Annotated in this window: 18 protein-coding genes; 2 read left to right on the top strand and 16 right to left on the bottom strand. The window is 35.9% G+C overall.

The features are described 5' to 3' along the window. Nucleotides 1–305: 305 nt before the first annotated feature. From BLV35_RS05605 to BLV35_RS05570, 8 genes are all read right to left on the bottom strand, one after another. Nucleotides 306–1,304 carry an NADP-dependent oxidoreductase gene (locus tag BLV35_RS05605; RefSeq protein ID WP_091086050.1) on the bottom strand — a complete coding sequence of 333 codons (999 nt, stop codon included), beginning with the start codon at nt 1,302–1,304 and terminating at the stop codon, nt 306–308. A 108-nt stretch (nt 1,305–1,412) separates the two neighbouring features. Further along, complete coding sequence (locus tag BLV35_RS05600) at nt 1,413–2,777, bottom strand: NAD-dependent succinate-semialdehyde dehydrogenase (protein WP_091086047.1); 1,365 nt, start codon at nt 2,775–2,777, stop codon at nt 1,413–1,415. Nucleotides 2,778–3,241: 464 nt separating this feature from the next. Beyond that, nucleotides 3,242–3,754, bottom strand: coding sequence for a hypothetical protein (locus tag BLV35_RS05595; protein ID WP_091086044.1), 513 nt, complete (start codon nt 3,752–3,754; stop codon nt 3,242–3,244). A 2-nt stretch (nt 3,755–3,756) separates the two neighbouring features. Beyond that, nucleotides 3,757–4,437 carry a peptidoglycan DD-metalloendopeptidase family protein gene (locus BLV35_RS05590; protein WP_091086040.1) on the bottom strand — a complete coding sequence of 227 codons (681 nt, stop codon included), beginning with the start codon at nt 4,435–4,437 and terminating at the stop codon, nt 3,757–3,759. 89 nt (nt 4,438–4,526) lie between these two features. Then, entirely contained in the window at nt 4,527–4,784 is a 258-nt protein-coding gene (locus BLV35_RS05585; RefSeq protein ID WP_091086037.1) for a hypothetical protein, read from the bottom strand. Nucleotides 4,785–4,894: 110 nt separating this feature from the next. Beyond that, a complete protein-coding gene (locus BLV35_RS05580; protein WP_091086033.1) occupies nt 4,895–7,303 on the bottom strand; it encodes an alpha-ketoacid dehydrogenase subunit alpha/beta in 2,409 nt (802 codons plus the stop codon). Nucleotides 7,304–7,489: 186 nt separating this feature from the next. Further along, a complete protein-coding gene (locus BLV35_RS05575) occupies nt 7,490–10,237 on the bottom strand; it encodes a gluzincin family metallopeptidase (RefSeq protein ID WP_176980585.1) in 2,748 nt (915 codons plus the stop codon). A gap of 191 nt (nt 10,238–10,428) precedes the next feature. Beyond that, nucleotides 10,429–11,157 (bottom strand): LOG family protein, encoded by a 729-nt coding sequence (locus BLV35_RS05570; protein WP_091086026.1) that lies wholly within the window; start codon nt 11,155–11,157, stop codon nt 10,429–10,431. A gap of 350 nt (nt 11,158–11,507) precedes the next feature. Between BLV35_RS05570 and BLV35_RS05565 the strand changes: the two genes are divergently transcribed. Next, entirely contained in the window at nt 11,508–12,362 is an 855-nt protein-coding gene (locus BLV35_RS05565) for a hypothetical protein (RefSeq protein WP_143031840.1), read from the top strand. 1,207 nt (nt 12,363–13,569) lie between these two features. Here BLV35_RS05565 and uvrA read toward each other — a convergent pair. From uvrA to BLV35_RS05530, 7 genes are all read right to left on the bottom strand, one after another. Beyond that, complete coding sequence (gene uvrA / locus BLV35_RS05560; RefSeq protein WP_091086017.1) at nt 13,570–16,401, bottom strand: excinuclease ABC subunit UvrA; 2,832 nt, start codon at nt 16,399–16,401, stop codon at nt 13,570–13,572. Between the two features lie 267 nt (nt 16,402–16,668). Continuing rightward, nucleotides 16,669–17,622: a Fic family protein gene (locus BLV35_RS05555; protein WP_091086016.1), complete on the bottom strand. Its 954-nt coding sequence runs from the start codon at nt 17,620–17,622 to the stop codon at nt 16,669–16,671. A 68-nt stretch (nt 17,623–17,690) separates the two neighbouring features. Then, a complete protein-coding gene (locus BLV35_RS05550; RefSeq protein WP_091086015.1) occupies nt 17,691–19,475 on the bottom strand; it encodes a chloride channel protein in 1,785 nt (594 codons plus the stop codon). Nucleotides 19,476–19,519: 44 nt separating this feature from the next. Further along, nucleotides 19,520–20,233: a DNA alkylation repair protein gene (locus BLV35_RS05545; RefSeq protein WP_143031839.1), complete on the bottom strand. Its 714-nt coding sequence runs from the start codon at nt 20,231–20,233 to the stop codon at nt 19,520–19,522. Further along, a complete protein-coding gene (ggt, locus tag BLV35_RS05540; RefSeq protein WP_091086013.1) occupies nt 20,190–21,878 on the bottom strand; it encodes a gamma-glutamyltransferase in 1,689 nt (562 codons plus the stop codon). The genes BLV35_RS05545 and ggt (BLV35_RS05540) overlap by 44 nt, the downstream gene beginning before the upstream one ends. Before the next feature lie 31 nt (nt 21,879–21,909). After that, nucleotides 21,910–23,595 (bottom strand): gamma-glutamyltransferase, encoded by a 1,686-nt coding sequence (ggt, locus tag BLV35_RS05535; protein WP_091086012.1) that lies wholly within the window; start codon nt 23,593–23,595, stop codon nt 21,910–21,912. Between the two features lie 214 nt (nt 23,596–23,809). Continuing rightward, the gene (locus BLV35_RS05530) at nt 23,810–24,394 is read right to left on the bottom strand and encodes an acyl carrier protein phosphodiesterase (protein WP_091086011.1); all 585 of its coding nucleotides are present in this window, start codon (nt 24,392–24,394) and stop codon (nt 23,810–23,812) included. Nucleotides 24,395–24,492: 98 nt separating this feature from the next. On the opposite strand from BLV35_RS05530, the gene glmM reads away from it, so the two are divergent. Further along, the gene (glmM, locus tag BLV35_RS05525) at nt 24,493–25,881 is read left to right on the top strand and encodes a phosphoglucosamine mutase (RefSeq protein ID WP_091086009.1); all 1,389 of its coding nucleotides are present in this window, start codon (nt 24,493–24,495) and stop codon (nt 25,879–25,881) included. 123 nt (nt 25,882–26,004) lie between these two features. Here the strand turns inward: glmM and BLV35_RS05520 are convergent, their stop codons facing one another. After that, nucleotides 26,005–26,403, bottom strand: a complete 399-nt coding sequence (locus BLV35_RS05520) for a DoxX family protein (RefSeq protein ID WP_091086006.1) — start codon at nt 26,401–26,403, stop codon at nt 26,005–26,007. Nucleotides 26,404–26,558: the final 155 nt, after the last annotated feature.

Below are 26,558 nucleotides of genomic sequence, written 5' to 3'. Positions count from 1 at the left end.
AACTGATTGTGTAAAATTTGCACTTTTTTATTCAAAAAGAGTTATATAATTTATAAATTAGTTGTATAATTCACAGATTATTTTGCTTTTTCTCGCATCAAAAATAGGTAATAATTATCTATAATTGGTTGGTGTTCTTAAATTATGGATGTTGTGTCGTTATTTATTTTGTAAGGGTATAATGGTATAAATGTCCAGTGTGGAAGTGAGAATTGATTTTCAAATAACAAAAGAAAGAAGCCATTAGCTGTATTAAAATAATACTGCTAACGGCTTGTTCCTAACCTTTGATTGTTCCTTATAATTTAAGCTTTGACGATCATTTTTCCGGTATTTGCACCTTCAAACAAACCGAGTAATGCCGTAGGTAATTGATCAAAACCTTCTTCAATTGTTTGGGTGAATTTTAGTTTTCCTTCTTTAACCCAACTCGATAAATGTTTCATCCCTTCAGGAAATCTATCTTGGTAATTACTAACGATGAAGCCCTGCATTAAAACGCTCCTTGTTAATAACATAGGTTGTATTCTAGGCCCCATAGGTGTTTCTTTACTATTGTATAAGGATATCTGTCCGCATAAAGCGATTCGGGCATGAAAATTAATGGCACTAATAACGGCGTCCGAAATTTCTCCGCCTACATTATCAAAATAGGCATCTACACCATTGGGACAAGCTTCTTTTACAGATTTATAAATATCCTTGGTTGTTTTATAATTGATTACTTGATCAAAACCAAAGTCTTCAATTAATGTTTTGGCTTTTTCATCTGTACCTGCGATTCCTACCACGTGGCAGCCTTGTAATTTAGCAATTTGTCCTACAACCATTCCTACAGCTCCTGCAGCTCCGGATACGACTACAGTTTCACCTGCTTTAGGCTTGCAAATATCCATCAACCCAAAATAAGCGGTTAAACCGGTCATGCCGAGTATGCTTAAGTAGTAGCTCAACTCGGGTACATTTGTATCTACCTTTTGTAGAACGTCATCTTTTGATACAAACATTTCTTTCCATGGAAATCTTCCTACTACGGTGTCACCTACTTTAAAATTATCTGATTTACTTACTATAATAGTAGCTACGACACCACCATCCAAAGGTTCGTTTATCTTAAAGGGAGCTACATATGACTTGGCATCATTCATTCGGCCGCGCATATAAGGATCAACTGAGTAATACAATCCTTTTAGCAGGACTTCTCCAGGCTGTAGTTGATCTAATGTGGTATTTTCAAGTTTAAAATTCTGTAATGTAGGTGTCCCCACAGGTCTTGATTGCAATATAATTTGTCTTGTCGTCATGTTCTTTTACTTTAAATTGTGAGATAGAGATTGAAATCACTTCTTCTAAAACTTAAAAAGGATTACTCTATTTTATAAATGGGTGCTAATTAACACATTATTATGTTGTTAGCTTATCCTAATTAGTTTTTTGTTCACAAACTCATGAATTCCGAGTTCAGATAATTCACGTCCGTAGCCTGAACCTTTAGTTCCTCCAAAAGGTAAATCTGGTTGTGTCGCTGTAGGTTGGTTGATGAAAACCATTCCGCTATCAATTTGATCGGCTAATTGTATGGCTCGTTTTGTGTCTTTAGTAAAGATAGAACCTCCTAAACCAAAAGGCGAATCATTGGCAAGGTCTATCGCTTCTTGTTCATTTCCAACTTTGTAAAAAGAAGCTACGGGGCCAAATAACTCTTCCTGAAAAGTAGGAACTCCACGTTTTAGATTAGTTAAAATTGTAGGCTGCATAAAGGCACCGGTATCAAATGCTCTTTTACCACCAACTAAAATTGTAGCACCTGCTTTTTCAAATCGTTTCACCTGATCTAATATATTGACTAATGCTTCTTCACTACTTAGCGGTCCAACTTGTGTAGTAGGATCCATTGGATCACCTACTTTAAGAGCCGCAACTTTATCTGCAAATTTTTCTAAAAACTCATCTGCTATAGTGCCTACGGCAATAAACCTTTTTGAAGCAACGCAGCTCTGTCCAGTATTACTAAATCTCCCCGCAATAGCCATTTCAACAGCAGTATCAATATCCGCATCTTCTAGAATTATAAAGGCATCACTACCACCTAATTCAAGTACTGATTTTTTTAAATTTTTACCTGCCGCTTCAGCGATGCTTGATCCGGCTCCTTCGCTACCCGTTAGAGACACTCCTTTGATTCGATCATCACTTACTAATGCTGTACTTCGCTTGCCTGAAATCATCAAATTGATGTATAATCCTTCTGGGGCTTTTGCTTCTTTAAATAATTCCTCTATTGCAACACCACATTGTGGTACAATCGAGGCATGTTTTAATAATATGGTGTTTCCTACCATGATGTTTGGAGCAGCAAATCGTACTACCTGATAAAAGGGAAAGTTCCAAGGCATAACGCCAAATAGAACACCTACAGGAGTATTTCGAATAAAAGCTTCACCAGATTCAGGGTTTAGTTTTTTATCGGCAAGAAAGGCAGCTCCATTATCGGCATAGTAATCTAATATGTCAGCACTTAAATTGACTTCCCATTCTGCTTGTGATAGTATTTTTCCCATTTCAAGGGTAATTAGCTTAGCTAAATCGGTTTTTCGTTCTCGCATCAAAGCAGCTACTTTATGCAAGACTTTTGCGCGATCATCATAAGAAGTTTTTTTCCATTCCTGAAAAGTATTGTTTGATTTTTCGATTGCGGCTTGAACTTGTTCATCAGTCATTTCTTCGAATGATTTAACTACTTTGTTTGTGGCAGGATTTGTTGTTTGAATAGACATAAATTTATTTTTTATTAATTAAAATAGATTTAATCTTGCTTATGCTGAACTAAAATAAGTAGAAACAGATACTGTGATTTGAGATAAGTAGAAATACAGTATCTATTCCGAAATTTTTTAATCAGCATTCTTAAAGATTAAATTTTGTTTGATAAAATTAATACGAAATTCACTCGATTTGTCGCAACTAAACGTTAAAAGAAAAAGACACCACTATTAATTAATCCATAAATTTTAACACGTATTTATTTATAGTAGAGGTTTGTAGGCGCGTATTAGGCTTTAACGCTGTTTGTCAGATAATTGAAAATGTAGAAGCTTTCAGCAATATGTTAAAAATCTGGAGATAGGGAAGTAGTGCTAATTATACTATTAGCTTAGAATTAGAAGCAAATAATCCAAATAGAAAATGAAATTAAGTCATTTTCTATTTGGATTATTTTAGAAATGCGAGCCAGTACGAGCTACTCAGTATCTGTATCAGTATCTGTGAATAGTTTTCGTTCGAAAACATCATTCCAGTCCATAGATTTTATTGCGGCTACTTTATTTTGGTTATTCATGTAAACACGAAGTTCTTTATTGGCCACAGCCTTTGTATAGAGTGCTTTATAGCGAAAAATAGTAATATTAGCCGTATTTTCTTTATACACTTCCATTAATTTAAGGTCTTTAAAAGCACCATAGCGCTGTCTGAATTTAGCACAGGTCTTTGATAACTTTTCCAATGTTATGTTGTCGATTACAGATTGTGTCGCTTCACTTTGATTAAAGGGTTTAAACTTAGAAGTGTTGCAAGTCATTAAAATTCGTTTCCCTAATTCGTACGATTTTGTCTTTAGATTAGCGTCAACTTTGGCGACAGCTAATTTCATGATTTTAACTTCTTCTGGTTTTACCTCAGTTGGTGTATCAGGTTTTTTTGACTTACATCCAATAAGTACAATTAAGCTTAGTAGGAGGATTACTTTTTTCATTTCTAAGATGTTATTTTTAATAATAAGTTAGGATCAGGGCAATTGTCTAAATAAAAACTCAAGTCGCTTTTTGTGCAAACTCCAGGGTAGTCACCAAAATTAGTTCCTATGTTTTTTATAATTTGAAAATGCAGATGTGGAGAATAATCACCATTCACAGCTGAATCTCCTAATAAACCTATTTGTTGCCCTTTTTTATAAACAGTGCCAATTTCTATATTCTCTAAACTATCCAACGATAAATGTCCATATAAAGTATAAAATGTTTCATTTTCGATATGGTGTTCTAAAATGATGGTGGGACCATAGTCGCCAAAACCTGCATTGAAATAAAAACTGTGGATTTTGCCATCAAGAGCAGATAAAATGGGCGTTCCAGCTTTTATCCACAAATCTAAACCAATATGTATGTTTCGTTCCTCTGTCTCCTCATCTTTAAATATAGTGCTTCGCTTATAAAGATTTCTTTCTTCATTATAACCGCCATAAGCAACTTTTGCATTGTTTGAAGTCAAGTAACTTTCAATGTATTTTTCAAAATCAGCTGAATTTGCTAATGATTCCTTAGGTAGATTATGATTTAAAACGGATAAATCCAAAGCGACATATTGATTTAAACTGATAGAGTCAGCTATTACTTTAACGTCTTGGGTATTTCTTAAAACGGTTTCTAAACTTGTCATTTATTGCTATTTTGTGTTTTCAATAGTATAAAAAAAGCCAACTGAACGAATCCAGATTGGCTTTATAATTTTAACTTTAAAAAATATTATTATTTTTTAATTTCAACTTTTGCTTCACCTTCAGAAACATTTACGCTTGTTTTGTTTTCACCGTTTTTAGTGCTTACATCAACGCCATCTGTTCCTACGCTAATAGAAGTACCATCAGGATTTTCTTCAGCTTGAGGAGCTTCTGTAGTAACTTCAATAGTTTGGTTAGTTGTCGTGTCTGGAGTTTCTTCTTTTTCCTTACAAGAAACGATTGCCATAACTGACAATACACCTATGAACATTGTTATTTTTTTCATGTTTATTGTATTTAAGTTTGTAACTAATTAGTTGACAATATACTGTTTTTATTATTATAAAAAAATTCCAACTGCTTAGCAGTCGGAATTTTTTAGTACAGTATTATTTTTTAATATAAATTGGGATATGTTGATGGGTTTACCTCATTCATCATAGCATATACTTTTTCGAAAATATCTTCTGCAGATGGTTTAGAAAAATAGTCACCATCAGTTCCATAAGATGGTCTGTGTGCTTTTGAAGTTAAGGTTTGCGGTTTGCTATCTAAATAATTATAACCATCTTGTTGCTCAAGAATTTGTTGTAAAATATAAGCAGAAGCTCCACCAGGAACGTCTTCGTCAATTACTAAAAGACGATTTGTTTTAGCTATACTTTTTACAAGGTCATGATTAATGTCAAATGGAAGCAAAGATTGTACATCTATAATCTCACAGTCAATACCTACTTCAAGAAGTTCTTGAGCAGCTTGTTCCACTAATCTTAGTGTAGAACCATAAGAAACTAAAGTAATATCAGCACCTTCTTTCATCGTTTCAACAACACCAATCGGGGTCTTGAATTCACCATAATTAAGTGGTTTTTTCTCTTTTAAGCGGTATCCGTTTAAACATTCGATTACTAAAGCCGGTTCATCACATTCCAACAGTGAATTGTAAAAACCTGCTGCTTTTGTCATGTCTCTTGGAACTAACACATGAATCCCTCTAATAGCATTGATGATCATTCCCATAGGAGAACCAGAGTGCCATATTCCTTCCAGACGATGCCCTCTTGTACGGATAATTAATGGTGCTTTTTGCTTTCCTACTGTTCTGTATTGTAGGGTTGCCAAATCATCACTCATTATTTGTATAGCGTACAATAGGTAGTCTAGATATTGAATTTCAGCAATCGGTCGTAAACCTCTTAACGCCATTCCAATACCTTGTCCTATAATCGTAGCTTCACGTATTCCAACATCAGCAACGCGTAGCGCACCGTATTTTTCCTGCATACCCTCTAAACCTTGGTTTACATCACCAATGGCTCCTGCATCTTCTCCAAAAATTAAGGTCTCAGGGTATTTTGTAAATATAGCATCAAAATTATCACGTAAAATCATTCTGCCGTCTGTATCCTCTTTTGCGTCTTCAGCATATTGCGGTAAAACTTGTTTTACGGAGAAGACATTTAAATCAGAATCAGAATATAAATGACTGCTAAATTTTTCTTGATTTTTCTTAGTATAAGAAGTAATCCAATTTGACAATTCGGTTTTTCCGCCTTCATTAACGATAAGGCGCAAAGATTTACGTGCTGCAATTAGAATTTCCTTTCTTATTGGGTCTTTTACACTGCTTAAGCTCGAAGCATATTTTAGTATCGCTTCTTTATGATTACTTGAATTTGCAATTTTTTGTAGTAATGAAATCAACTCTTTTTGTTCTTCAACAATAGGTTCAATAAAAGCACTCCATGCCGCTTTTTTACCTGCTAGCACTTCTTTTTTAGCGCTTGCATCTATTTCATCTAATTCTTCAGGAGAAGCGATGTTAATTGCAATCATCCATAATTTCATCTGTCTGATACAGTCGAAATCTCTTTCCCACGCAAGGCGATCTCCATCTTTGTACCTTTCATGTGATCCAGAGGTAGAATGCCCTTGAGGTTGAGTCAGTTCATTTACATGTATTAGCACAGGAACATGTTGTTCGCGTGAAATAGTGGATGCTTTCTCATAGGTAGCAATAAGATCGGTATAATCCCATCCTTTTACTCTAAGGATTTCATATCCTTTTTCAGTGTCATTTCTTTGATATCCTTTTAGAATTTCTGAAATGTTCTCTTTGGTAGTCTGATGTTTTGCATGAACTGAAATACCATATTCATCATCCCAAACACTTATTATCATTGGTACTTGCAAAACACCTGCAGCATTAATTGTTTCAAAAAACAATCCTTCTGAGGTACTAGCGTTTCCAATGGTTCCCCAAGCAATTTCATTTCCTTCATTCGAGAAATTATCTTTGTTGGGTATTCCTTTAACTTGTCTGTATATTTTTGATGCCTGTGCAAGTCCTAGTAATCTAGGCATTTGTCCTGCTGTAGGAGAAATGTCAGCACTCGAATTTTTTTGTTTTGTTAAGTCTTTCCAAGAACCGTCTTCATTCAAGCTATGAGTAGCAAAATGACCTCCCATTTGCCTACCTGCAGACATAGGGTCTTGTTCTATATTTGAATTACCATATAGTCCTGCAAAAAATTGTTCAACCGTCATTTGACCTATGGCCATCATAAAAGTTTGGTCACGATAATATCCAGAACGGAAGTCACCATTTTTGAAAAATTTAGCCATCGCTAATTGCGGCACTTCCTTTCCATCACCAAAAATTCCGAACTTTGCCTTTCCGGTCAATACCTCTCTACGCCCTAATAAACTACACTCTCTACTTATCATAGCGATTCTATAGTCGTTCAACACTTCGGTTTTAAAATCTTCGAATGTCAATGTAGTATTGGTTTTTTCTTTTATCATAGTTGAAAAGTATCACTTAATGAGACAAATTTACTTAAAAACTATGTATTATCATAATACAGTGAAAGAAATATAATTTAATTATTATCAATTAATTCGCTTTAAATATATCTATAATTTACATATTCGGAAATTAATTGCTTTTAAATCAAGAATAACATAATGAAAAAGTAGTAATGCTTTAGATTAAAACCATTTTCGATTAAATAAATTGATTAATATTTTTGGAGATAAAGTAATTACAAAACGAATTTTTTCATTGTATTTATCTTGGCCAATTTCCCAACCATTGGAGGAATAGATAGGTAGGTACATTTCAAAATAGTCTGGAACCAAATTCAAGCGGATACCACTATCATATACAAATTTCTCGCTTTGGTATTTATTTTTCAATAGTCCAGCGTCACCGTATAATTCGATCCAATTCCACAGTGTATAACTCGCATTCATAGTAGTCATCCATTGATTAGCGTAAGGCGTATTCAGTTTTGATTTAAAACCACCCTCAGCCACGATTAACTGCTGGCTAAAAAAGCCACTGCTTTCTGATCTTCCATAATAGCCATAGTCAAATAAATAATCGGTAGGACGGTCTAAGGCAAAGCTGAAAAAATCAGAATTGGTTTTGTTGTATAGAAAAGTACCGGCATAAAAGCGCAAGTTGATCTGACGGTTATTTTCGAATAGTTGTCTGTATTCTATTTCTGCAGCAGTTTTTCCAAACCTCGATGCTATTTGTAGGTCGGTAGAAAAGCTGAAGTGATTAGTAATCTCTGTCGTGGTATTGAAGTATTTCGCATTGAAAACAGAATAGTTTTCTGTGGAATTGTCAATAACGATATCACTCTTTTCTCTGCTCACGATTACTTGACGCAGCAGTATTAACTGTTTTTTGTTGTCTCTAATGTCATCTTCCCTGATTTTTATCTGCACCATCGGATTAATTTTTGAATAGGCAGCATCTGGTGCATAATGAAAATACGCACCCGAAAGTGAATAGCGTACATTATAGAGTGCGCTGTTTCTGTAATTTTGATTGACAACAACAAAACCGGAGCCTGAAAATGATTTTGCATTTGTTGAATAGGCCGGATTCACATCAAAGGTAAAAGGTTTATCTAAAATCGTTTTGTTATGAAGACGCATTCCTGGTGACAATCCATCATATAAATTGTAGGTGAGGGTAGGGACATATAAAACCTGATTATAGTATGGGTCCTCAAGATCCTTCATGAACACAAATTTTACGGGACGATTGTTTGGAAAAAAAGACTTTAACGATTTCCAGTTGTTTCTTAAATTGTATTCAGGAACTTCATTCTTATAATTTAAAACGATTTTATCGGCATTTTTTCTTTCGAAAGTAAATACACTGTCGGGTTCTTGTGGGGCTAACCATTTTTTAAATACAATTTCACCTTTATTAATTCCATAGACAGGAACAGGAACAATCACTCCTGTTTTATTTTTAAGGGTAAACGAAACACTGTCTTTCGATTTTTCTACGTCAGCAAATTTAAAATCAATGATTTCACGGGAATCAATAATTGTTTTAAAAAACCAATTGATATTCTTGCTAGAATTTGTTTTTAAAATGGCTTCAAAATCATTTCTGGAGACCTGTTTCTCTTTGTTCTCATCATAAAATTCGCGAATACTGTTTGTAACAATACCATTTCCGAGATAGTTGTCAAGATACCTAAAACTTAATCCAGCACGATATTTACTTGCGATTTGTTCGTTGAATTTGATAAGAGAATTTTTTGGATCGCCCAGTGGCTGATCTAGATTTTTTCTAGCCATTAGCATATAGAAATAGCTGTATTGCTCGTTAAAATCTAAATTGGTCAAATTGTAGCTTTTCAATAATAGAAAGGTAGAGGCGCTACCCAGCATCTTGGTGTTGGGGTGATTCTGCTCTATGTATTTCATCATAACATAGACTTGAATTCCATCATAAATCCAGCTGTCTTTCCTGTTGTCTAGTCGTAAACTGTTTTTTAGATAGGCATTTAAGTAGGTTTTTAGAAATTTAATCTCAAAGGTGAACTCATCCGAAAACGGCCTGATGAACGATGGCAGTTGATTTAAACCATAAAATGGATTTCGTTCATAATCAGTTTGAGAAACCACAATTTTATCAAATGGGTATTTCCCTATTAAACCATCTACATAATTAACGATACAATCAATAGCATAGGCTTGTTGCTTTAGGCTGACTTTATCTTCTTTTAAATTAGTCACAACCTCTAGCGCTTTGGTTTTATAGCTATAAAAACTAGATTTAGGTTCTATATATAGACTGAAATTAGTCCTGTTTTTTCCTGATAGTTTATAAATGGAATAACTGTCCTTTTGAATCGCTTCCTCGCTGTTTAAATCAGTGGTTACTTCTAAACTTTTGGCCACTTTTAAATCGATATCAATATCAGAAACCGCATTGGCAATATCGTCTAAATTGGCATTGCTGTATTTTATAAAAGCATGGTTTTCATAGCGGGCAGGAGTGAGGTACCATGTTTTTAGATTCATACCACCATCGGCATTGTAACCAAATTTGGTGAACTTATCACTTGGAATTTTTACTGTATAGGTAAGACGCAACTTTATTTTCTCATTAGGCGCGAGTTTCTCTCTTAATTGCACCCTAATGATATCCGGATTTTCAGCCGTTGTTTCCCAGGAAAGGAATAATTTGTCGGCATCAATAATCGTTATATTTTTAGTGCTGCCACGTTCGTCTTCTTTAGCCAAATGGAAACCACGATAAAATTCGTCCGAAAACCGTCTTGCTAAAGGCGTGTTAACGTCAGCGTAGGCGTTATTCCAATCATTCAAAACCAGTGAAGTCAGCGTATCATTCGATTCGTTAAAAAAGGTCAATTCCTGCTGGATATTCATAGTCTTATCGACAGCATTGACTTCCACAAACATTTGGGAATGGTGCTGGGCATATTGTTTTATTGAGGTCAATAAAACTAAAGTACAGATTGCAATTTTATAAAATGGTTTCAACTTTTAATTCAACTAGTTAGGGAAGCACAATATACATTTATTTGGATACAAAAGGAACTATTTTTTGAAGAAGGCATAAAAAAAGCTGTTCGTAAAAACAGCTTTCTTTATTAAAAATTGGGTTTCAAATTGTACTTTTTGTAGAAAGTATCTAAAACATCGACCACTTCGTCTTCGGTATCCACAATCTTCATCAGGTTCAAATCTTCGGGGCTTACCGTGTGTTCTCTTTCGATTAACACTTTTTTTACCCATTCGATTAAGCCTGACCAAAATTCAGTTCCTACCAGTATAATAGGGAATTTTGCGATTTTTTTTGTCTGAATCAACGTCATCGCTTCAAACAATTCATCCAAAGTCCCAAATCCACCAGGCATAACCACAAATCCTTGAGAATATTTTACAAACATTACTTTTCGAACAAAGAAATAATCAAAATTCAGGTTTTTATCGCCGTCAATGTACGGATTGAAATGCTGCTCAAACGGCAATACAATATTCAATCCTACCGAAGTTCCACCGCCCAGATGTGCACCTTTATTACCGGCTTCCATAATCCCGGGGCCTCCGCCAGTAATAACACCGTAACCGGCTTTACTAATTTTGTAGGCTATTTTTTCGGCAAGTAAATAATACGGGTCTTCTGGCTTAGTTCGTGCCGATCCAAAAATGGACACACACGGACCTATACGTCCCATATTTTCATAACCGTTTACAAACTCGGCCATAATTTTAAAAATCGCCCAGCTGTCATTAGTCCGGATCTCATTCCAGTTTTTTTGCTTTAATTTATCTTGGATTACTTTATCCTCGTCATTGTCAAAATCTTCTAATCTCATATTCGTATTGTATTATTAACTATTATTTTCTGGAGCCTTATCCAGCTATCCGCTATATTCCCGATAACAAAAACTACGGCCAATGCCTTGTTTTTCTAATTCGGGAGATACCGCTTCTATCTGGGATAAAAATCCAAGATACTAAAGTAACTCTTTTTTCAAATACGGCACGGTATAGTTTAATTATTTTTTAAAAGGGTCTATCTTTTTTGAATTGCTGTATCGAAAGAAAATTAAATGCAACGGCCTTTTTATAAATAAGAAAAACCTTAAATTTGTTAATATTAAATTCAAAAAGAGGTGTATATTTGATTTATATAGAAGTTGGCAGTCATTTTAAAAATCCGCAGATGAACAAAACAACCTATTTGAAATCCGCTTACACCAATTCAACAAAAGAAAATATTGAATTGCTTATTAAGTATTTTCAAAATATTGGAGGAAAGACACTTACTGGCATTTGCAGAAAACAAAATGCGTTTAAAGTTAAATGGAAAGATACAGAAGATAGTTTAATGTCCAGATGTCATATACAAAATGCATCGGAATATCTACTTTCAATAATAGGAAATTATTCAGAAGGACAAATCAAAATAGTAATTGCAGATATTTCAAAATACATAAGAAATTTAGACGATAATGAAGATGTTAGTTTCATTATTTTAAGTACAAACACTTTACCTTCCGCTATTCATTTTAACATTGCTACAATATTGTTTAACTCCCATCAAATAAGAGAACAAAATCAGAATAATTACAACACAGATCTTTTAGTTATATACTCTTTAAGATTATCTTTAGAAAACAGAATAAGAGGACTATTAGGTATTGATTATGCAACAAGTAAAGGTAAAAACATTGGTCTAAATTCATTGATTAAACTTTCAAAAGAACTTAAAACTGTTAAATACTCTAAAGCAGTTAATTGGACTGAAATTGAATGGATAAATATCTGGATTAATCATCATATGCACAGACATATTAGACCATATCCTTGGGTAATTTACCAAGCAATTGAATCCTTAAAACCTTTTGTAGACCCAAAAGAACCATATATTTTTGAGAACACAGTTAGATATTCATTTTATAGTGCAACTTTTGTTGAAAATGAAGAGGAATTTCATATTGAAATAGAATCAGCTCTCAAGCTTGTATATCCTGAAATAGCGATCAAATGGCTATCTAAAAGAGAAATTATGAAATAAAAACAACTGCTAACACTTAACAAACTAGCCGAAAAAAAGCCCTCAGTCACGAAATATTGGGGGCTTTTTTTGGGTTAGTTTGTGTTGACTGAGGCCCGTCAATTGGTATGCGGTGCTATTTGCTGTTTCAATTTTATAATCTACTCGTAATGAAACTCCGGAATCATTAAAGTATTCCTTATCCGTACGATTTGTCTTCTCGACAAAGGAGCGATCTGCATTGTCAAACTCCTCAATATTGGGTGAGATTCTTCCTTCGTCAGAATGACAAGTTAATGTTGATTAGATAGAGAAATAGGAATACAATAAATCACTCAATTTTAAATTAAACACAACTTATCCGTACGATTTGTCATTCCGAGGCACGAAGGAATCTCATAATGAAACTCCTCCATACTGGGTGAGATTGCTTCGTCCCTCGCAATGACGCAGAACTGAATTCAAATTCCCAAAAACAAGATGAGATTCTTCCTTCGTCAGACTCGAGACTTTAGTTGAACAGTCGAAGCAATGACAAGTTTGCGGAGTGGTTCGGTAATAATAAAATTTGTGTAACTAGTGTTTAAAAAATCATTGTATTAGATAACTAAATTCCATTCTTAGACTAGTAATAAATACACAATCATTTGTCATTCCGAGGCACGAAGGAATCTCATAATGAAACTCCTCCATACTGGGTGAGATTGCTTCGTTCCTCGCAATGACGCAGTACTGAATTCAAATTCACACAAACAAGATGAGATTCTTCCTTCGTCAGACTCGAGACTTTAGTCGAACAGCTGAAGAAATGACAAGTTTGCGGAGTGGTTCGGTAATAATAAAATTTGTGTAATTAGTGTTTGAAAAATAATTGTATTAGATAACTGAATTCCATTCTTAGACTAGTAATAAATACACAATCATTTGTCATTCCGAGGCACGAAGGTATCTCATAATGAAACTCCTCCATACTGGGTGAGATTGCTTCGTCCCTCGCAATGACAAGTTAGTATTGATTAGATAGATAAATAGGAATACAATAAATCACTCAATTTTAAATTAAACATACCTTATCCGTACGATTTGTCATCTCGACGAAGGAGAGATCTCCATAATGAAAATCCTCAGTACTGGGTGAGATTCTTCCTTCGTCAGAATGACAAGATTGCGGAGTAGTTTATGAATAAAACAATCCGTGAAAATTGGTGTAATCTGTGTTAAAATAGACTTACTCCAATTCCTTCTTCAAAAACTTTGCAGTATAGCTTTTTTTATTATCGGCTATTTCTTCGGGAGTTCCTTTGGCAACGACTTTTCCGCCGCCTTTTCCTCCTTCGGGACCAATATCGATAATATAATCTGCCAGTTTGATTACGTCCATATTGTGTTCGATAATCAGGATCGTATTTCCTTTGTCTACTAATTTGTTGATAACGCCCATCAATACCCTGATGTCTTCAAAATGAAGCCCCGTAGTAGGTTCGTCCAGAATATAAAAGGTATTTCCAGTATCTTTTTTTGATAATTCTCCTGCGAGCTTAATACGTTGCGCTTCCCCGCCCGAAAGCGTGGTACTTTGCTGACCAAGTGTAATATATCCCAAACCTACATCTTGAATGGTTTTTACTTTGCGATGTATCTTCGGAATCATTTCAAAAAACGGAACCGCTTCATCCACGGTCATATTCAACACATCAGAAATGGATTTTCCTTTAAAACGAATTTCTAGTGTTTCTCTGTTAAAACGTTTTCCTTGGCAGGTTTCGCACTCGACATAAACGTCTGGAAGGAAGTTCATCTCAATCGTACGCACACCAGAACCTTGGCAGGTTTCGCAGCGTCCGCCTTTTACATTAAAGCTGAAACGTCCCGCTTTATAGCCGCGTATCATACTCTCTGAAGTCATGGTAAATAATTTCCTGATCTCCGTAAATACTTCAGTATAAGTGGCAGGATTAGAACGTGGTGTTCTCCCTATCGGGCTTTGGTCAATATTAATTACTTTGTCGATAAGCTCTAAGCCTTCAATTTTTTTATAGGGTTGTGGTTTTTTGACGCCATTAAAATAATACGCATTCAAAATAGGGTAGAGCGTTTCATTGATCAAAGTAGACTTACCGCTTCCGGAAACTCCCGTAACACAGATCAATTTCCCTAATGGAAGATCGATAGAAACATTTTTTAAGTTGTTTCCTGTGGCTCCGGTTAGTTTCATGAATTTTCCATTGCCTTCACGTCTTTTTTTCGGAACTTCGATTTTCATCTCGCCATTCAAATATTGTGCGGTAATGGTATTTGATTTCAAGGTTTCCGCTGGAGTTCCTATGCTGATGATTTCGCCTCCAAATTTCCCCGCTTTTGGTCCAATGTCAATCACATAATCGGCGCGTTCAATCATGTCTTTGTCATGTTCGACCACAATAACCGAGTTCCCAATATCACGTAATTGTTCCAAAGAATGGATTAGTTTATCATTGTCTCTTTGGTGTAAACCAATACTTGGCTCATCTAAAATATACAATACACCAACCAATTGAGAACCAATTTGAGTTGCTAGACGGATGCGCTGTGCTTCTCCACCGGAAAGTGATTTTGAACTTCGGCTCAAAGCCAAATATTCTAAACCTACGTTCATTAAAAAGTTCAGTCGGTCCTTGATTTCTTTAACCACCTCAGTGGCGATACGTTGCTGTTTATCAGATAAACGGCTGTCTAAATCGTGAAACCAGGCGGTCAGGTCAGAAATATCCATCGCACACAATTCCGTAATATTCTGTCCGTCGATTTTAAAGAATTGTGCTTCTTTTTTCAAACGTGAACCTTCACAAACAGGGCATGGAATTTCATCCATAAATTCCTTAGCCCATCGTTTGATAGTCGTAGAACCGCTTTCGTCGTGTTGGTTTTTTATAAAATGGGAGATTCCTTCAAAGTCTATTTTGTAATCTCGGGCAACGCCTAAATCTTTAGAGTTGATCGTGAATTTTTCTTTTCCGCCATTCAAAATCATTTCCATCGCTTCCTCCGGAATTTTTTCGATAGCGTCGGTAATTTTGAAACCGTATTTTTCTCCAATGATTTCCAATTGCTTAAATATCCAAGACGATTTGTATTCGCCCAAAGGAGCAAAACCACCCGCTTTTATAGATAATTTCGGATTTGGAATAATCTTCTTGGTATTGATTTCGTTTACAGTTCCCAGTCCTTTGCAATGATCACAGGCTCCTTTTGGAGAGTTGAAAGAAAATAAATTGGGTTCTGGATTTTGATACGATATTCCGGTAGTGGGACACATCAAGTTTCTACTAAAGTAGCGTACTTCCTGAGAATCCTGATCTAAAACCATCAACACATTTTCTCCATGATGCATGGCGGTGTTGATGCTTTCGCTTAATCGTTTTTCGTTATCGGGAGTTTTTTCAATGACCATTCGGTCCACAACAATCTCGATATCGTGGGTTTTGTAACGGTCTAATTTCATTCCCGGAGTTATGTCGAGGACGTCACCATTCACACGCACTTTTAAAAAGCCTTGTTTAGCGATTTGCTGGAACAATTCTCCGTAATGTCCTTTTCTCGCTCTAATAACCGGAGCAAGAATATTAATTCGTTTTCCAGTGAAATCTTCGATAATCAGGTCTTTGATTTGTTCATCAGAGTAGCTGACCATTTTCTCTCCGGTATTGTAACTGTAGGCATCGGCCGCACGTGCATAAAGCAAACGCAGGAAGTCATATATTTCAGTAATAGTTCCCACAGTAGACCGCGGACTTTTGCTGGTGGTCTTTTGTTCAATGGCAATAACAGGCGAAAGTCCGTCAATTTTATCGACATCAGGACGCTCCAAGCCTCCTAGAAACTGTCTGGCATAAGCAGAGAATGTTTCTACGTACCGACGTTGGCCTTCGGCATAAATAGTATCAAATGCGAGGGATGATTTTCCGGATCCTGAAAGACCGGTAATTACTACCAGTTTTTCACGAGGAATGGAAACATCTATATTTTTTAGATTGTGAACGCGAGCGCCTTGAACCTCAATAGTATTGTCTTTGTCTAACATAATTTTTGCAAAAAAGCAAAGTTACCATTTTGATTTATTCTTTCGATACAACACTTTAGAAGTTTATGTTAAAATCAATACCTTAAAATGGAGTTTAGAGCATTGTTTCTATTGTTTTTAATAAAGAGCTCTCCCGCTTTCCGTTTCAATCTTATAAGGCAAAACACTTGCCTTATAAGTATTTTTACTTCAATCGGGGCTATTTAGTTCGTTTTGTTCTTGTAATAATGAATGGGTATTGCGCATAAAAAAACGCTAATTATGTAATTAGCGTTTTCGTTTTCTGGTGGCCATGTAATTTTCTACGGCCTCTCTTGTGGTAAGCCAATTGCGTCCTTCTTTATAAGCATCAATTTTGCCTTGCCTAGCCAGTAGACTTATGTATTCTTGACCATAGGGCATATCAGGTTCCTGAACCAAATTAGAAATGACAATGTATTCTGTGTCATTTCCTGGAAGCGCATTTATGTATATATTAAGTGTGCGCTCAAGAGCTTGACACATCAATAAAGTAAGTTTTTGATAATTACCTCCATTGGCTTGATTAAGCGCTTCATAGTATTTCTTGCGGTCATTTTTTAAAATGATGGCGGGCGGAAAACCACAACGCATCAATAACAAATTCATAGTCAAGCGAACCGTTCTACCATTTCCATCAAAAAAAGGATGAATCCAAACGAGTTTATGATGAAAGACAGCCGCTAGTTCAATGTCATTAAGTCCTAACGGATTTGTATTACTAAAATCAATCAATTCATCGAGTAAATCCGAAACTTTATTAGCATTTGGAGGAACAAAATTTGCACCTGATATACGCACGCCGCCATTGCGCAAGCGACCTGCAAAATCATCTTCAATAGAACGTAAAACTAATCCATGCAAAGACAAAATGTCAATACTGCGCAACACATAATCAGTATTTACAATGGAGAATAAATAATCAATTGCTTTATCGTGATTATGGGTTTCAAAATGTTCTCGTAATGATTTTCCCTTGATGGTTATTCCTTCTTGAAGCACCATTTGGGTTTCTCTTAAACTCATGGTGTTTCCTTCAATACTATTAGAATTATAGGTCCATTCTATAGATAGACTTTCCTTGATTTTATTCAATGCGATGTCGGGCAATGGTCTGCTGGTTTGCAGGACTTGCTTTTTTTCATACAATCGATCAAAGGTTGATTGAAATTCTTCTCTATAGTTTGTATCTATCTTCCACATAACCACAAAGATACTACATTTATCGGATAATATTAAAAAACATCTTATCCGATATTAAGATTTATGTATTATTCTATCGTCATCGATTTCAATTTGGTGCGATAGGCTTCAAGTGCGACTGATTTAGATATAAATCCGAAGTATTTATCATCTTTCACCACTGGTAAAAAGGCAACTTTTGATCGCTCAAATTTGTTCATCACCGTCTCCATGGTATTGAATGGGTAGATTATTTCAGTAGGAACGGCCATGATATTTTTAACCAAAGTGTATTTTACTCGGTACGTATTAAAAATAATTTCACGGATATTATTGAAATGGACCACACCTAATAAACGCTTGTCTTTATCCACAACGGCAAAAATAACCTGATTGGAGTGCGAAATTAAATCAACTAATTTCTCTAGATTTTCATCGGGTGTAACCGTTAAATAATCGGTTTGTATGATAGAAGTAGTATCTAATGTCGCTAGTACATTTGTGTCTTTATTACTCGTAAAAGCGTGTCCTTTTTTAGCCAATTCTTTTACATCCATGGAATGTCGTTCAAATCGTTTTGAAATAGCAAAACTGATTGAAGCAACAATCATCAACGGAAGCATTAAACTGTATCCACCAGTTATTTCAGCAATCAAGAAAATGGCTGTTAATGGGGCATGAAACAAGCCGCTCAAAATACCGGCCATTCCTACCATCGTAAAATTACTGACAGGCAACTGGGTCAAACCAGTTAGGTTTATCGCTTTTGAAAAGACAAATCCTAGATAGGAACCTACAAATAAGGAAGGGGCAAAATTACCACCGTTTCCACCAGATCCTAATGTAATTCCAGTAGCAAAAACTTTTACCATCATCGTCATACCTACGAATATCAGTAAGACCCAGCTGTTAGTTCTAAAACTGCTAAAAAGAGTGTTTTCTAACATTACACCGGGATTATCCTCCGATAATACTTTGATACTCTCATAACCCTCACCAAATAGCGTTGGAAAAATAAAAATTAAAACGGCCAGAATAGAAGCTCCAAAAAGTGCTTTTTTATAGGGACTGAGTTTTAGTTTAGCAAAATAATGTTCTGTTCTTTGAAAATATCGAGTATAGTAAACTGACATAAATCCGGTCAATACACCCAGAAGGATATAAAAAGGGATTTTATGGTAATCGAAAACCTGTTGTTGTTTGAAATTTAATAAAATAGATTCGTCCAATACAATTTCAGAAACCAAAGCGCCCGTAGCGGCGGCAATCATAATAGGTGTAAATGCGGCTATACTCACATCTACCAATAAAAATTCGATAGCAAATAGAACACCTGCAATAGGTGCGTTAAATGCAGCAGCGATTCCAGCAGCCACTCCACAACCAATGAGTAAGGTTCTGTCTTTATAACTGAGCTTGTAGCGCTGTGCATAATTGGACCCAAAAGCGGCACCAGACACAACGATAGGACTCTCTAAACCCGCTGATCCACCAAGACCAACAGTAAGGGAACTTGTGATTATTTGGGCATACATTTGCTTTTTTGGAACGATACTGGCTTTCTTTGCAACGGAGTATAAAATCTGGGAAGTCCCTTTTTCTATAGAACCGCCAAGGACTTTTTTTACTACAAATACGGTCAGTAATAAACCTGCAATAGGTAAAATACTATTAATGAAACTCAGTTTTAAAATTCCGTTGATGTACGTGGCAAAGGAGAAGACTTGGTGGGCAAATGATTTTAGAACAATTACTGCAAATGCGGAAGAAATACCTACTAATACACTAGATAAGAAAATAAATTGCTTTTCTGTTAGCATAGATTGCGCCCAGGCAATAATATTTTCTAGTTTAGTAAGATATTTTTTGAGCATTTATTTTTTTTTGAAAGTGCTAATTTACTATTATTTTAATGATCCTATAAGTTTTTTAGCGCTTCTTTTCTGCTCAATCGTTGTAGGTCGGAATCAGCTACAAATATTTTTACTGCTTCTCGATTTGTTTTTGCGTATTCCCGCAAGGACCATCCAATTGCCTTCTGAATAAAAAACTCGGAAGAGGCTTTGTGCTGACTACAGATCGTTTTTAGTAAATCAAAATCCGTTTTTTCTTTATACCCCAATTGAAATAAGATAGCACTTCGGTTAAGCCACATATTTTCTGAATTGGAAAATCTAGTACTAGTTTCGACAATAGACTCCGGAAATTCTAATAAGTATTCGCCAAGAATATTTTTTGAAATAGTATCTACGCTGTCCCACCAGGAATTAAGTGTTAGCAGTTTTTCTATGAGATCAATATCTTTCTGTTTATACTTTCCTTTCAGGTCTTTTATCAAAATTTCAATGGCGCAATAATGAAATTCTCGTTGATCTTTTGCATATAAGGCTATTGCAATTTCTCTTGCATTTTTGGCTACTTCCTCTTTGTTCGCTTTCCAGACTTCTTTAAAAATTTGTCTTCGTTCGGTTGTTTTTATTCCAAAAAACGCAAAATTATTCTTCATATATTTGGACATAGCCAAAGCATTTTCGCTCTGGCTATTTTCTTGAAAGACAACTTCTAAATCAGCAATAAATCCCATACTTCTAAAATCCAACTGCGGTATCATCTCCTCTAAAATCGGCTCCACCTTCTAGTTTATTGTTTGGTAACACTAAAATAGCATCTACTTTACCAATAACAGGAGTTGTTTTTTCATTAATAAGATAGCCTTTTGCTTTTAACGCATCAAAGGTTTGTGTGCTAAAAGTATTCGGTTCGAATGTAATCAAATCCGGTAACCATTGATGGTGAAAGCGTGGCGCATTAACCGCTTCTTGCATACTCAAATTGTATTCGTACACATTTAAGATCGTTTGTAATACAGAAGTGATAATAGTCGAGCCTCCAGGCGATCCCACGGTCATCAATAGTTTTCCGTTTTTTTCTACAATGGTTGGCGTCATAGAACTCAGCATTCTTTTTTGTGGAGCAATGCTATTCGCTTCATTTCCTACGAGTCCAAACATATTGGGTACGCCTGGTTTAGCGCTGAAATCATCCATTTCATTGTTCAATAAAAATCCCAATTCATCACAGTAAAATTTTGAACCATAACCGGCGTTTAGCGTGGTTGTAGCTGCAATGGCATTTCCAAATTGATCTATAATAGAGTAGTGGGTGGTTTCCATACTTTCATTATAGTTGACGTTCCCTTCCTTGATATCTGATGACAAGGTCGCTTTGTCAAAACTGAAATTGGCCATTCTTTGTTTAAGGTAGTTGTCGTCCATTAACGCTTTCAATGGTATCTTTACAAAGTCAGGATCTCCTAGAAAGTAGCTTCGGTCTGCATAGGCTCGTCGCTCGGCTTCTACAATTACTTGTATACCCTGTGAAGAATTATGTCCCATTTTAGCTAAATCATAAGGGGCGATCATTTTAAATATTTGTGCCAGGCATATTCCGCCACTGCTTGGTGGTGCCATCGAAATAATGTTCAAATCTTTGTATTTAAAACTAAGCGGTGTTCTCCATTTGGCTTCGTATTGAGCCAAATCTTCCATGGTGATTATAGCTCCTTTTGCCTGAAGATAATCCACTAAAGTTTTAGCGGTTTCACCTTTGTAAAACTCGTCGCGTCCATTTTTTGAAATCCTTCTTAGTGTTGCCGCTAGCGCTGGATATTTAATGGTGTCTTTTTCTTTATATACTTTTGAAAGCACCGAATTAGCACCATTTATTTTAGTAAGTTCTTGACGATAGTCGTTTAAACGTTCTTCTTGTTTGTGAGTGACTACAACACCACGTTCCGCTAATTCAATAACGGGTTTTAAAATCTCTTCGATAGGTAGAGAACCTAATTTTTTATGTACAGCAAAAACACCTGCTATTGTGCCAGGTATCCCAATTGCCAGTGGAGTTTTGGTGCTTTTTCCAGGAATAACATTTCCATTGGCATCCAAAAACATATCTTTTGTGGCTGCTAATGGTGCTTTCTCGCGATAGTCCAAAGTTCCTTTTTCGCCATTTGCTTTTCTGTAGACCATAAATCCGCCACCGCCAAGATTCCCGGCGTAAGGGTAGGCTACAGCCAATGCTAATTCGGTTGCGACCATGGCATCAAAAGCATTTCCGCCTTTTTTCATGATTTCGACACCAATTTTAGAAGCTTCTTCCCGTGCCGAAACGACCATCGCTTTATTCGCTAAAAGTCCTGTAGGTTGCACAACACTGTTTTGTGTTTTACAGCTTAAAAAAATAATGGCAAACGACAGTAAAATACTTTTTTTCATCTTTCTTTCAATTTATAATGGAATCCTTTTTTTAAAAGCCTACCGCTTTATTATCACCTCTTTTATCAGCACCACCTTCTAGTTTTCCGTTTGGATATACTAAGACAGCATCAACTTGACCGATGATTTCTTTGTTAGCTTCGTTTATTTTGTACTCTTTTTCTTTTAGTGCATTTGTAATTTCTTTCGAAAATGAATTCGGCTCAAAAGTGATTTCATCAGGAAGCCATTGGTGATGAAAACGGGGTGCATCGACTGCTTCCTGCATACTCATTCCGAATTCGTACACATTTAAAATGGTTTGCAAAACAGAAGTGATAATTGTAGAACCTCCGGGAGTTCCCACAACCATAAGCAATTTTCCGTTCTTCTCTACAATGGTTGGTGTCATAGAGCTAAGCATTCTTTTGCCTGGAGCGATACTATTGGCTTCGGTTCCTGTAAGTCCGTAAAGGTTAGGAACTCCAGGTTTAGCGCTAAAATCATCCATTTGATTGTTTAAAAAGAAACCTAATTCATCACAGTAGATTTTAGAACCGTAATTATCATTTAAGGTCGTTGTTACGGAAACTGCATTTCCGTCGGCATCAACGATAGAGTAGTGGGTGGTTTGCTTGCTTTCATAACCTGCAATTTTTCCTTTACCAATATCAGATGATTTAGAGGCCTTATCGAATGAGAAATCGCTCATTCTGTTTTGGATGTAAGTGGAATCCAAGAGTTCTTTTACGGGAAGCTTTACAAAATCAGGGTCACCTAGGAAAGCATTTCTGTCAGCATAGGCTCTTCGTTCAGCTTCTGTGATTACTTGAATGGCTTTCAAACTGTTGTGTCCCATTTCGGCAAGATTAAAAGGCTCGATCATTTTCATTATTTGGTCTAAACAAATACCACCACTACTAGGCGGAGACATAGAGGTTATCTTTAAATCTTTATAGGTAAAAGTGATAGGTGCCCTCCATTTGGCTTCATATTGATTTAAATCTTCCAATGTCATATTTCCGTCTTTGATCTTTAGAAAAGCTACTAACTTTTTCGCCGTTTCCCCTTTGTAAAACTCATCACGTCCGTTTTTTGCAATTCGTTTTAGAGTGGCTGCCAAGGCTAGATATTTAATCGTGTCACCCGCTTTATATTCATGAGAAAATAAGCTGTTTGGACCATTAGTTTTTATAAAAGTTTCTCTGTAATCAGCTAAACTTTGTGCTTGGTGCTGCGTAACGACCACGCCATTTTCTGCTAACGCAATTACAGGCGCAAGGATTTCGGCTATGGGTAATGAACCATATTTCTTATGTACTGCAAATAATCCTGCCAGCGTACCTGGAATTCCAGAAGCTACTGCCGAAGCGGTACTTTTGCCTTCAATTACATTTCCGGCTGCATCGAGATACATATCTTTTGTTGCAGCTAGAGGTGCTTTTTCTCTGTAGTCAAGCGCTCCGGTTTCTCCGTTGGCTTTTCTAAAAACCATGAAACCACCACCGCCAAGATTTCCCGCCTGCGGATAAGATACGGCCAATGCGAGTTCAGTCGCGACCATAGCATCAAAAGCGTTTCCGCCTTTTTTCATAATGGCAACACCAATTGCGGAAGCCTCTTCCCTTGCCGAAACGACCATGGCTTTATCGGTTACCAAACCTGTTGGAGCGACGATTTTTTCATTTGATTTACAGCTGATAATCGCTAGAGAAAGTAGTAGTATTATTTTTTTCATTATGGTATGGTGTTTTGGTTTTATTGGTATTTTTTTAATGTGAAACTAGCTTTAAATGCTTTAACCACATAGAGACATAGAATTTTAGTTTGTGTATAAAAAGGCTTCGCTTAATAATAGATTTAATCATCCTTCAAAACTATGTTTGAAAATTTATTTTCTACTTTCTTAACCCAATAAAACTAACCTAAGTTTCTATGTGGTAAAAAAGAAATCATTCTTCTATTAATTTTTGTCTCGCATGTGCTCTCAATTCCTCAAAGAAGTCCGTAAAATCCTGCTCAAATACGGTATAGAACTCCGTTAGTTCCTCTGAAGCAAAGCGCATTTTTGATTCATTCTTGGTTCGGCTATCCATTTGGGTTAATATTTTGTCAATCCCTACAATGGTTTGATAACTGAGTAGCCAATTTTGTTTAATCATATACGGCATAATTGAAATAGTTCTTTCGCTTAAAATGGGGATGTTGTCATTCAAAGACTGATAGAAAGCAGTAACATATGTTTCCAAATCTTCATTTGAGTATTTAGCCCAGTTTTTTGCCAGAAAATGATCGTAAAAAACATCAACTATGACACCAGAATAGTGATGGTATCTGGAATGCAATTTTTTAGTGCTTTGTCGAAAAATAGGATGTGCATCCGTAAATGTATCAATGGCACGATGTAACATAATTCCTTTCTGGACTTCCAGAGGATAATTTTTAAATTGTTTCCCCCGAATCCCATCGGCCATAAAATTACCAATTTTGATTAAATCATTGTCGCCCGAGAGATAGATGTGTGCTAAGAAGTTCATTCGCCTAAATTATGAATTCTAAATGACTTATTTAAATTGTCAATTATTATATTTGTGGGAAATTCGAAATATAATACTCAAAATTTAAAAACATAATAATGACTTTAATAAAATCAATATCAGGAATACGTGGGACAATAGGAGGGAAAGTAGGGGATAACCTAACGCCGCTTGACGCTGTGAAATTTGCCTCAGCTTATGGAACCTGGTTAAAAAACTATTCTGGTAAAGACAAACTTACGGTTGTCGTAGGACGTGACGCACGGATTTCAGGACCTATGATTCATAATTTAGTTGTGAATACCTTAATTGGCTTAGGTATTGACGTGATTGATTTGGGATTGTCAACGACACCAACGGTTGAAGTTGCCGTACCTTTGGAGAAAGCAGACGGAGGAATTATCCTTACTGCCTCACACAATCCGAAGCAATGGAATGCTTTAAAGTTATTGAATGAAAAAGGGGAATTTCTTAATGGTATCGAAGGAGAAAAAATCCTTGCTATCGCCGAAGCAGAAGCGTTTGATTTCTCGGATGTGGACAGTTTGGGCGAAATCACAGAGAATGACGCTTACATGGATATTCATATTGACGAGGTATTGAATTTGCCTTTAGTTGATGTTGAAGCAGTGAAAGCGGCTAAATTCAAAGTAGTAGTAGACGGTGTGAATTCATCTGGAGGAATCATTATCCCAAAATTATTGGAATTAATGGGAGTTGAAGTAGTGAAGCTATACTGTGAACCTAACGGACATTTTCCACACAACCCGGAGCCTTTAAAAGAACACCTGACTGATATTTCAGAACTAGTAGTTAAAGAAAAAGCAGATTTAGGAGTTGTCGTTGATCCAGACGTAGACCGTTTGGCTTTCATCTGTGAAGATGGTGAAATGTTTGGTGAAGAATATACTTTGGTAGCTTGTGCCGACTATGTGTTGAGCAAAACCCCAGGAAATACGGTTTCTAATATGTCTTCTTCTCGTGCCTTGCGTGATGTGACGAACAGGCATAACGGAAGCTATGAAGCTAGTGCCGTAGGCGAGGTGAACGTAGTGGATTTAATGAAAAAGAACAATGCCATCATAGGCGGAGAAGGAAACGGCGGAATCATTTACCCAGAATCACACTATGGCCGTGATAGTTTGGTAGGTGTTGCCTTATTCTTGACGCATTTGGCCAACAAGAAAATGACTGTTTCGGCTTTACGTGCTTCTTATCCGGAGTATTACATGAGCAAAAACAAAATTGAGTTGACCCCACAAATTGATGTCGATGCGATTCTGGTTGCCATGACTGAGAAATATAAAAACGAAGATATTACTACCATTGACGGAGTAAAGATTGACTTTGCTAATGAATGGGTTCATCTGAGAAAATCAAATACAGAACCTATTATTAGAATCTATACTGAAGCGCCTTCACAAGCTCAGGCTGATACGCTGGCTTTGCGAATTATTGATGAAATTAAAGCGGTAGCTGGCATCTAAAACAGCGCTTATTAAAATATAAAAACCCCTTTCAAAGTTGATTTTGAAAGGGGTTTTGTTTTTTGGTTCATGTATTTAAAAAGTGCAAATTGAAAGTTAAGCTTAATATGTATTGTCAAAAGTTTAATCCCATTTGTTCGATGAAGATGCAGCCATTTTTCCGCCGCCAGTAAAGAACAGTGTCAGTGCACCAAAAAGATATAAGCCCAATAATTCTAATTGCCAACCACCATTATCGTTTAATAAAAATAGTTCTGCCGTGTGTACTAAGAAAAAAGCAAATAAGTTACCGAAAATAAATACGAGAGCCGCTAATCGGGTTCGGTATCCAACTACGATTAGTAACGGGGCAACAATTTCGGTGACATAAACTCCATAGGCAAGAATAGACGGTAGTCCTTTTCCAGATAACATGCCTTCTATAAAAGAGACATCTCCTAATTTAGCAATTCCGTGAAGTAGCATTAATGCTCCAACTGCAATACGAAGGATTAACAATCCCAAATCAGTGTTTTTACTCATGATTTTTTGTTTTTATATGTTTGAAGTTAATATCCAGTATAATTATGCTATGTCATTGATTATCTTTTGCTTCTCAAATATATTCTATTTTTTAAAGCGGATGTAATTTTTACTTATTAAAGTGCAGTGGCTCTTTTTAGTAATACAATAAACCC

It is taken from the genome of Flavobacterium gillisiae, from assembly GCF_900107635.1.
Classification (GTDB): domain Bacteria; phylum Bacteroidota; class Bacteroidia; order Flavobacteriales; family Flavobacteriaceae; genus Flavobacterium; species Flavobacterium gillisiae.
The sequence above is the reverse complement of the archived record's forward strand: the minus strand, read 5'-3'. Positions and strand labels throughout refer to the sequence as shown.